Genomic DNA, 9,968 nt, shown 5'->3' on the forward strand with positions numbered 1-9,968 from the left:
TTTTCTGCACGCTCGTCACAAGCGCTCGACATAATAAATTGCTAACCACGATCGCCCTGCACTGACTGCCATGCACACTTGCCGGCTTCTGGCATAATCCGGGCTCCTTGAATTATGAGCACGCTTATTATATATGTCGCTCATGGTTTCCGACGGCATCGACAGATTGGGCTTTTTGATCCACGACGTGCAGCGCCTGATGCGCAAGCGCTTCGAGGCGCGCGCCAGTGGTTTCGGCCTTTCTTCGGCGCAATGGCGGCTTCTGGTACGTGTCGCCAAGGAGGCGGGTGTCGCGCAGGCGCGGCTTGCCGAGCTTCTCGAAATCGAGCCGATCAGCGTGTCGCGCCTTGTCGATCGCATGGAGGAGGGCGGCTGGATCGAGCGCCGTCCCGACGCAACCGACAGGCGAGTGCGCATGATTTTCCCGACCGCCAAGGCGAACGCGGCCTACGCCCACGTCAAGAGCCTTGCCGGCGAGGTCTATGAGGAATCGCTCGTTGGCGTCTCGCCGGAAGATCGCCGCGTCCTGGTCAAGGCGCTGGAGACAATGGTGCAGAATCTTGCAGATGGTGAGACGCCGCCCTCGGAAAAAGTGAAGAATACGGAAGGCGCAGCAGCATGAACGCGGTAGCCAAACTAGATGAGAATGCGGCCAAGCTGGAGATGGAAGCTCCCGCGAAGCCGGCGGCAGCTCCGGTAACGGTGGCTCCGCAGGTAGCTCCAGCGCCGGTGGCGCCGAAGAAGAAGCGCCGTGCCGGCCGTTTCCTTTTGATGTTTGTGCTGCCGGCTGCGTTGATCGCCGGCGGCAGCTATGTCTGGGTGACCGGCGGCCGCTATCAGGAGACCGAGAACGCCAATCTGCAGCAGGCCAAGGTATCGATAGCCGCCGATACGGCGGGTCGCATCGTTCAGGTCGACATTTTCGACAACCAGTCTGTCAAGCAGGGCGACGTGTTGTTTGCTATCGATCCCGAGCCCTACCGGATCGCATTGGCCCAGGCCGACGCGGCGGTGGCCGGCGCACGGCTCAATGTCGAGCAGCTGCGTGCAGCCTACAGCCAGGCGCTGGCGCAGGAGAAGTCGGACGAAAGCCAGGTCAAGTACGCGCAGTCGCAATATGACCGTGCCGCCGACCTTGCCCAGAAGGGCATCAACGCCAAGTCGTCGCTGGACGAAGCCAAGAACGACCTCGACAAGGCCAAGCAGCAGCTGGCCGTGGCCCAGCAAGGGATCGTCAGCGCCAAGGCGGCACTTGGCGGCAATCCCGACATCGAGACCGACAAGCATCCAACGGTAATGGCGGCGCTCGCCGCACGCGACAAGGCGGCCTACGATCTGGTCCAGACCACGGTCAAGGCACCTGCCGACGGCATCATCAGCCAGGCCGCTTCGTTCAAGGTCGGCCAGTATGTCGGTTCGGGCACGCCGCTGTTTTCGCTGGTCGAGATCGGCGACACCTGGGTCGACGCCAATTTCAAGGAAACCCAGCTCACCAACATGAAGCCGGGCCAGAAGGCCGAAATCGCGGTCGATACCTATCCGGGCAAGACGTTCGAAGCCACCGTCAAGGCGATCGGCGCCGGCACCGGGGCCGAGTTCTCGCTGCTGCCCGCGCAGAACGCCACCGGCAACTGGGTCAAGGTGACGCAGCGCATTCCGGTCCGCCTGGAATTGGCCGATGCCGACGCCAAGACGGCGCTGCGCACCGGCATGAGCGCGACGGTCACGGTGGACACCGGCGTTTCCCGCGGGCTGCCGAGCATTTTCCACCGCGCCACGGCAGGCGAGGCCAAGTAAAGAGGCCTGGTAGCGGCCGCATAGCAAACAGCGAGATGGATGCAGGATTGGTCCGAGGGAGACGCAGGAAAAGTTGAATGCGTAGACGGGCTAGCCCGCCTGAGCAGACAACGCCGCGCAGGATCTTCGGTCCTCAGGTTTCCGGGCGGCAGGCGCCCGCTTTGTCGAGACGCTCAGTCGATGTAACCCCCACATCGATGCTCGCGTCCCACCGCGATGAGGGTCTCTCTACAGCGGGGCCTCGCCGTCCGGAAACCTAATGTACACGTTTTTGTTACCTGCTGGAAGTTTTACGTCATGAGCAGCCCAGAACCCTTTCGCGAAGTGCCGCACCGCGGCCTGATCACTGTTGCGCTCATGCTGGCGACGATCATGCAGGCGCTCGACACGACGATCGCCAACGTTGCGCTGCCGACCATGACCGGCGATCTCGGCGCCTCCCCCGACAACATCAACTGGGTGCTGACCTCCTACATCGTTGCCGCCGCGATCATGACGCCGGTGACCGGCTGGCTGGCCGACCGCTTCGGTCGCAAGGAGCTGTTCCTGACGGCCGTGGTCGGCTTCACTGTCTTCTCAATGCTGTGCGGCATCGCCTGGAGCCTTGAGACCATCGTTTTGTTCCGGCTGATGCAAGGCGTGTTCGGCGCGGCCATCGTGCCGCTGTCGCAGACCTTCCTGCTCGACATCAACCCCAGGGAACGCCACGGCCAGGCCATGGCCATCTGGGGCGCCGGCATCATGCTGGGACCGATCCTTGGCCCGACGCTGGGTGGCTGGCTGACCGAGAATTTCAACTGGCGCTGGGTGTTCTTCATCAACCTGCCGGTCGGCATCATCGCCTTCCTCGGCATGGCCGCATATCTTCCCAGCGTCGCCCGGCGGGTGCGCAGCTTCGATTTCTTCGGCTTCACCATGCTCTCGCTCGGTGTCGGCGCGCTGCAGCTGATGCTCGATCGCGGCGGCGAGGTCGACTGGTTTTCCTCGATCGAGATATGGATCGAGCTTGGCCTTTCCATCACCGGCTTCTGGGTATTCACCATTCATACGTTGACGGCGGAGCACCCCTTTATCGACCCCAAGATTTTCCTCGATCGCAATTTCGTCACCGGGCTGGCGTTCATCTTTGTCATGGGCGTGCTCATCCTGGCGAGCATGTCGCTGCTGCCGCCCATGCTGTCGACCATCTTCGGCTATCCGACACTCACCATCGGCATCGTTCTGGGGCCGCGCGGTGTCGGCACGATGATTGCGATGCTGTTCGTCGGGCGGATCATGCACAGGATCGATGCCAGGATCCTCGTCGTCATCGGCTTCCTGCTGACCGCGCAATCGCTCTACACCATGTCCAGCTTCTCGCCGCAGATGGACAACTGGCTTATCCTCAGCTCCGGCGTCATCCAGGGCCTTGGAATGGGAATGGTGTTCGTGCCGCTGTCCACCGTGGCTTTCGCTACGCTCGACGCACGCTTCCGCACCGATGCCACGGCGTTGTTCAGCCTGGTGCGCAATCTTGGCTCGTCGATCGGTGTGTCGGTGGTGACGGTTCTGCTGGTGCGTAACACGCAGATCAACCACGCCGAGCTCTCGGCCTATGTCAATCCGTTCAATCCCAACCTCTGGGCGGCATCGCCGGCAGCGGCGGGCGGCGATCCGACGGCGCTGTCGCTGATGGATCGCATGGTCAATATCCAGGCGATGATGATCTCCTACGTCAATGACTTCAAGTTGCTGATGATGATGACACTGCTTGCTGTCCCGTTTGTTTTCCTGCTGCGCAAGCCAAAGGCTGCGCCGCCCGCCGGTGGGGCGCCTGCCGCGCACATGGACTAAGCCTCACAGCTCCGGCACCGCGACCGGCTCACGGGTTCCGTTGCCTGTGCCGGTCGCGTCGGCGTTGAGCAAGGTTCACCTGCCATTAGTATATCCGGACCAATATGCACTCGCTTCTGGGTTGAAGGCGAGCCTCCATTGCTTGCTTCAAGCATCAGCGGGAGGAATTGTGTTTGGCCACGAAATCATCCAGGCAAACCGCCGAAGCGCCTGAATCCGCCAATTTGACGACGCTGGCAAAACTGGCGACTGCCTCATATGAGGCCCTCGAGCGCGAGCTTCGCACCACGATTGCGGCACTTCAGGACCAGGCACTGCGGTTCCAGACCGCGATCGAGAACATCTCGCAAGGCATCTGTTTCTTTGACGCCGATGAACGGCTGATCCTGTGCAACCGACGCTATGCGGAAATCTATCGCCTTGCGCCGGAGCAATTGCAGCCGGGTGCGGCGCTGCGCGAAATCGTCGAGCGGCGCGTCGCTGTCGGGACCTCGGCAATGAATGCGGACGCTTATCTGGCGTTGGCGCGGGCGGTCAATTCGGGCACGGCTTCGGGGAACTGGACAGCCGACCTCGCCGATGGCCGGACAATCCAGGTCTGCCATCAACCGATGCCTGACGGCGGCTGGGTGGCCACGCACGAGGACATCAGCGAGCTCAGCGCCAATCGCCTGGTCGTCGACGAGCGTATCTCGCTGCAGACGCTGATCGACCTGGTGCCTGACTACATGTGGGTGAAGGACACCGAAAGCCGCTTCGTCGTCGCCAACCGAGCCATTGCGTCCGACAGCGGTCGGGACAGCACGAGCGACATGATCGGTCTGAGCGACTTCGACCTTCACGCGCCGGATCTTGCGCAAAAATTTCGCTCCATCGAGCAGCAACTGATGCGTGATGGACAACCGATGATCGACGAGGAGGAGTTCGTCGTCGATGCGTCAGGCACCGGCAAATGGTTCCTGTCGACGAAGCTGCCGTTGCGCAACGTTCAAAACAACATTTTCGGCCTCGTCGGCATTGCCCGCGACATCACTGCGCGCAAGCAGGCCGAAATCCTTCGCGACGGGCAGGCGCATATCCTCGAGATGATCGCAAAGAGCGCCCCCCTCGAAGACGTGCTCGAGCGGCTCATGCGTCTGGTCGAGTCCCAACTGGCGGGGATATTCGGTTCGGTCTTGCTGCTCGACAAGGATGGCACCCACTTGCGCCACGCAGCCGCGCCGAGCCTGCCGAGAGACTACACCGACGCCGTCGACGGCGCCGCGATCGGCCCTCGGGCCGGGTCTTGCGGAACCGCTGTCTATCGGCGCGAGCCGGTGATTGTCGCTGACACCATGCACGATCCGCTTTGGCAAGATTATCGCGAACTCGCGCGGCCGCACGGTTTGCGTTCATGCTGGTCGACCCCGATCCTGTCGCATCAGGGCGCCGTGCTCGGCGTCTTTGCGATGTATTCGATGACGGTGCGCGAACCGACCGAGGCCGAGACACGCCTCATCGATTTCACGACGCGCATCGCCGGGATCGCCATCGAACGCAAACAGGCCGAAGACCGCATCCACTTCATGGCCAACCATGACGTGCTGACCGGGCTTCCCAATCGCGCCTTGCTCGAGGACCGGCTTTCGCAGGCGGTCTTGTACGCCCAGCGATACGGTCGCTGGGTGACGGTGGTGTTCATCGATCTGGACAACTTCAAATTCGTCAACGACACGCTCGGCCACAATGCCGGAGACGAGCTTCTGAAGATCGTCGCAAGCCGCATGGTCGACTGCGTCCGGGCGACCGATACCGTCGTGCGGCTTGGCGGCGACGAATTCGTCGTCGTACTGTTCGACCAGCCGGCGAACGTCGATCTCGTCTCCGAGACCTTGCAAAAGCTCAGGGCTTCACTCGCCGAGCCGGTTCAGCTCGGAGCGCATCTTGTACGGGCGACGGCCAGCATCGGCATTGCCAACTATCCCAAGGATGGGACGGATCCCGATACGCTGCTGGCAAATGCCGACGCGGCCATGTATCGCGCCAAGGAGTTCGGCCGCGACAACTTCCAGTTCTACGCTCCGGAGTTCAACACCAGGGCGCATGAAAAATTCGTGCTTCAGGAAGAGTTGCGAAACGCCTTGGCGCGTTCGGAATTCACGCTGCTCTACCAGCCGCAGGTGGACCTTCGGTCAGGTCGGGTTTTTGCGGTCGAGGCGTTGATACGCTGGAACCATCCAACGCTTGGCACGGTAATGCCGACGACGTTCATCCCGACCGCCGAGGAGACAGGTCTGATCGTACCGATCGGCGACTGGGTTCTGCATGAGGCGTGCCGGCAGAACAAGGCCTGGCAAGACGCAGGGCTGCCGCCCTTGACCGTTTGCGTGAACGTGTCGCCGCGGCAATTCAGGGAACGCAACCTGATCGATCGCATCGTCAGCGCGTTGAAGGGCAGCGGCCTGGAGGCCAGGTATCTCGAGCTGGAGGTGACCGAGAGCCTTATCATGCAGGATATCGAGCTCGCGGTCGCGACCATGAACGCCCTGCAAAGCCTGGGTGTCCAGATCTCGATCGATGATTTCGGCACCGGCTATTCCAGCCTCAGTGCACTCAAGACCTTTCCCGTGGCGCGGCTGAAGATCGACAAGTCCTTCATCAAGGATCTCGCCGCCGACGAGAACGACCAGGCTGTGGCCAGCGCGGTGATTTCATTGGGGCAAAATCTCAACCTGAGGGTCATTGCCGAAGGCGTTGAGACGGATGATCAGGTGGCCTTCCTGCGCAGGAACAATTGTGACGAGATGCAGGGTTATCATTTCAGCAGGCCGGTTTGTGCGCAGGACATCGAGGAATTGCTCGGCGGCGGTCGCAAAGACTGATGGGTCGGCCATCCTGCAGGCTTCCGCCGACCCAAATGGCGGAAATTATCTGCCGAGCACAAGGCACCAATAGCGAAGCGTGCTGTCGCGGCCGTCGCGTACATAGGCGAGGCCGAAGCGCGTGAAGCGCGGGTCGAGCATGTTGCGGCGGTGGCCTGGCGAATGCACCCAGATATCGAACAGCTTCTGCTGGTCGAAGCGGCCTTCGGCGATGTTTTCGGCGGCCGCGCCGGCAATGCCATTGTCTTTGACGCGCGAGGCAAAGTCCTTGCCCCAGCCGGTGGTGTGGTTCATGCGGCCGCCGCGCGCCATATAGCCGGCCTGCTGCAGCGCCGCCTGTTCGAGCTGAGGATCGGCGACAACCGGCGCGAGACCCGCCGAAGCGCGGATGCCGGCCAGCGTGCCGGCGGCGGAAGCAGAGACACCGGCGCCTTCGCCGGTAGGCAGCACTGCGGTTGCGCAGGCGGTGAGCCCGGCAAGGGCGCCAAGGCCGGCAGCTCTGAGCAGCACGCGCCTGTTTAGGCCAGGTTGGGCCTCATGATTTTCGATTTTCGTAACGGTCATGCCCGCCTGACATAACCGCGATCATGGCTTTTGCCGGGCAGGGGACTAACCGCTGCGGATAAGTTTGCAGTTGGACAATAATGGCCAGCCGGGCGATCCCGGTATTTAGCGTTGCTTCGGCGAGTCAATACTGAGCCTGCGCTTGCGCGCCGTCCCTCTCGACAAGACCAACGGTTGGACGCGATCGAGCGCAGGCGGGTTCAGTTGGGGCTGGTTGTGGCGGTGAACCCGCACTGCTTCTGTTCCATATCGATCTGCTTCGTGATGCGAATGGCGTTCTGTGCATAGGCCTCCGTCACGGAGCCACTATTCACGGTCTTGTCCTTCAGCGGACTCACGCCTGCGCAGAGGTGGAAAACATGCGGCTCGGCGGACTTCGCGGCTCCGTTTTCGGGCGCGATCCAGTAAACGACATCCTGACCGGCGGGGTGGCTCGCGTCCCGCGTCGCCGCCGCCACCGCGGCGGTGTCCGTCGCGATCGCCTGCGCCTGAGCGGCGACATCGGGCGAACAGGCGGTGGTCGGCTGCCCCGACTTGATCTGGGCTGCGCACGTGTTCATATCCTGAGTGTACTGTTCGACCGACGGGGGTTTGAAACTGATCCCCGTAACCGTCGCGAGCACAGCCAGCGCAGCGCCGACGCCGCCGGCAATCTTCTTGGTCCGCGGATCCATGTTTTTGTCGGTGAGGATCAGGAAAACCAGTGGGAGGAAGGCAATCAGCGTGATGATTGCGCCGAGCTGGTTTTGGAAGAAGAACCTGGCCGCGTCGGATGCGCGGGCCGGATCGTGCCTGTTGGCCGCCTTCCACAGCAAGTTGCCGGCGATTGCGAAAATCGCGATGCCGACCAGAAGGCCGATGATCAGCGACAGGTGTCCCTGGTCGAACTTGTTCTGGCGAAGCAGCATAATTCCGTAGATCTCGCCGCCAATGGCGACGATCCACGAGAGTGCGGCGAAAAGGCGAAGACGCGTGGCGGAGGACTTCTGGCCCTGCGTCGCTTGCCAATCCTTGGTAACGTCTGGCTTGTTGTCGGTCATTGACCAGATCCCCTGATATCGACACTTCTGCCGGCGGCGTCAGACCAGAAGCCCAACCGCCCTGCGCAGCGTCATTGAACGAGCGTTACCTGCCTTGGCGACACGGCGAAAATGTGAGCGCCACGGCAGGCCTCATCTCCATTCATAATTCATATTGCGCATGAGTGAATCCGTCCATACCCACGCAGGCAGACGCCTATGCGGCGATGGCTCTGTTCTTCTTAATCTCTGGCTCGAACTTGACGCTGCCTTCCCTCGCTTGCCTCGCTTTTCTGGCGATCCGGTGGAAGCCGCGGTGGTCACAGGACCGGTCGAAAGCAACGTCGGCAGAACTGAGGCCGGCTCGATGGTCCAAGGACCTGAAAGCGGCCAGTCCGCTTGCGGCCCAAAATGCGACGTTAGAGTATCTGCTCGGCAATGAAGCTTCTGGCGCTGCCGGTGCATTCCGGTAGTCGGCCCGGATCCGACGCGAAGCGGCTGTCCAGGCTCGGATATCAAGCGTCAGATTTTCACTATCGTGCTAGGCGGCTGTGTCCAGACTCGTTTCCGGCGTCGATGAGGCCCGGCTGGCCCGATCGTCCTCGGTATCTTCCCACCAATCGCCCAGGGCATCGATGAGCGGCACGAGCTTGAGACCGGGCTCCGTGAGGTCGTAATCCACGCGTAGCGGATAGCCGGCATGCGCCGTTCGCCGCACGATCCCGGCTTCCTCCAGCTTGCGCAGTTCGAGCGCCAGGATGCGGTGCGACACGGTTGGGTTGTCACGCCTCAGGTCGCTGAAGCGCTTGGTCCCGTCCTTGAGATAGTAGAGCAGCAAGGTGGGCCAGCGACCGCTGAGCACACGCATTGTCTCTTCGATCGGGCAGCGAGAGACGACATCTTTCATGGCGGGAACCTGGTTACAGAATAGTGCGTAATTTACATGGGGCGACCAGCGTTTAGGGTCAAGTTTCGCTGCGCAGCGTGATCCCTAAATCATGGAAGAGACAAAGAAATGGAACCTATCCTCCTTTACGGCTTCCCGCTGGGAAGTTCGATGGGGCTCGTCGCTGCTTTTGAACGCCTCGGACAACCCTATCGCCTGTGTCGCGTCGATATGCTCACTGAAATGAAGGATGACGCCTATGCCAGCATCAACGGCCGTCAGGAAACGCCGGTGTTGATCACGGACGAGGGCAGGGTGCTCACCGAGACCATGGCGATCGCCGCCTGGCTCGAAGCTCGTGACACGCAACGCCGTATCAGCTTCGAGCCTCGCTCGCCGGAGGCCGACCGGATGCACCAGTTGATGGCTTTCGTGAACACCGGTTTCACCACCGCTTTCACCCCTCTCTGGGCTGCATATGAAATGGAATCGGCCGAACCGCTGCTGCTGACAACCTTGCGTGACTTTGGCCGCAAGATCGTTGCCAACCGCCATTACCAGCTCGAGGCGATGATCGCCGACACGGAATTCCTGATCGGCGATCGGCTGACGCTTGCGGATACCACGCTGATTGGCGTGGCGCGCTGGGCGGAGTTCCACAAGGCGGTCGACGGCGCGAGCTACCCCAAGCTGGCCGCATTGCGCGGCAGGATCGAAGCTGATCCGGCAGTGGGTTACGCCCAGGCCATCGAGGATGGCGAAAAGCCGGCGGGTTCGGGTGCCTGTCTTGGCCATGTCCCGTTGACCGAAGTGATCGATCGTTTCGCTGCCTAGCTTTTGTCACGCAGCTCAGCCGCGGGGGGGGGGGGGGGGGGGGGGGGGCCGGGCGGGGGGGGGGGGGGGGCGGGGGGGGGGGGGGGGGGGGGGGGGGCGCGGCAACGCGCGCCGGGCGCTGGGGGTGGGGGGGGCGGGGGGGCGCGAGCCCGGCGGGGGCGGCGGGTGGGAGGT

The 9,968-nt window shown here is 62.3% G+C and carries 8 protein-coding genes; 5 read left to right on the forward strand and 3 right to left on the reverse strand.

Annotated elements, in window-relative coordinates; genetic code table 11:
* The first annotated feature begins 142 nt into the window (after positions 1-142).
* The 4 genes from NKH21_RS21675 to NKH21_RS21690 all read left to right on the forward strand — a co-directional run bounded on the left by NKH21_RS21675 (position 143) and on the right by NKH21_RS21690 (position 6,491).
* Positions 143-622, forward strand: coding sequence for a MarR family winged helix-turn-helix transcriptional regulator (locus NKH21_RS21675; protein ID WP_023717107.1), 480 nt, complete (start codon positions 143-145; stop codon positions 620-622).
* Complete coding sequence (locus tag NKH21_RS21680) at positions 619-1,797, forward strand: HlyD family secretion protein (protein ID WP_352867474.1); 1,179 nt, start codon at positions 619-621, stop codon at positions 1,795-1,797. Before NKH21_RS21675 ends, NKH21_RS21680 begins: the two co-directional genes overlap by 4 nt.
* Positions 1,798-2,094: 297 nt before the next feature.
* A complete protein-coding gene (locus NKH21_RS21685; RefSeq protein WP_292653931.1) occupies positions 2,095-3,630 on the forward strand; it encodes a DHA2 family efflux MFS transporter permease subunit in 1,536 nt (511 codons plus the stop codon).
* A 173-nt stretch (positions 3,631-3,803) separates the two neighbouring features.
* On the forward strand, positions 3,804-6,491 hold the full coding sequence (locus tag NKH21_RS21690; RefSeq protein WP_352663236.1) for an EAL domain-containing protein: 2,688 nt from the start codon (positions 3,804-3,806) through the stop codon (positions 6,489-6,491).
* 45 nt (positions 6,492-6,536) lie between these two features.
* On the opposite strand, the gene NKH21_RS21695 is transcribed toward NKH21_RS21690, so the two are convergent.
* The 3 genes from NKH21_RS21695 to NKH21_RS21705 all read right to left on the reverse strand — a co-directional run bounded on the left by NKH21_RS21695 (position 6,537) and on the right by NKH21_RS21705 (position 8,981).
* Positions 6,537-7,055, reverse strand: coding sequence for a CAP domain-containing protein (locus NKH21_RS21695; protein ID WP_352663233.1), 519 nt, complete (start codon positions 7,053-7,055; stop codon positions 6,537-6,539).
* 200 nt (positions 7,056-7,255) lie between these two features.
* The gene (locus NKH21_RS21700; protein WP_352663230.1) at positions 7,256-8,095 is read right to left on the reverse strand and encodes a hypothetical protein; all 840 of its coding nucleotides are present in this window, start codon (positions 8,093-8,095) and stop codon (positions 7,256-7,258) included.
* A gap of 520 nt (positions 8,096-8,615) precedes the next feature.
* Complete coding sequence (locus tag NKH21_RS21705) at positions 8,616-8,981, reverse strand: winged helix-turn-helix transcriptional regulator (protein WP_352663227.1); 366 nt, start codon at positions 8,979-8,981, stop codon at positions 8,616-8,618.
* A gap of 108 nt (positions 8,982-9,089) precedes the next feature.
* On the opposite strand from NKH21_RS21705, the gene NKH21_RS21710 reads away from it, so the two are divergent.
* Positions 9,090-9,794 (forward strand): glutathione S-transferase family protein, encoded by a 705-nt coding sequence (locus NKH21_RS21710; protein ID WP_352663224.1) that lies wholly within the window; start codon positions 9,090-9,092, stop codon positions 9,792-9,794.
* Positions 9,795-9,968 lie beyond the last annotated feature (174 nt).

Source organism: Mesorhizobium sp. M1329, assembly GCF_040318035.1.
Lineage (GTDB): Bacteria > Pseudomonadota > Alphaproteobacteria > Rhizobiales > Rhizobiaceae > Mesorhizobium.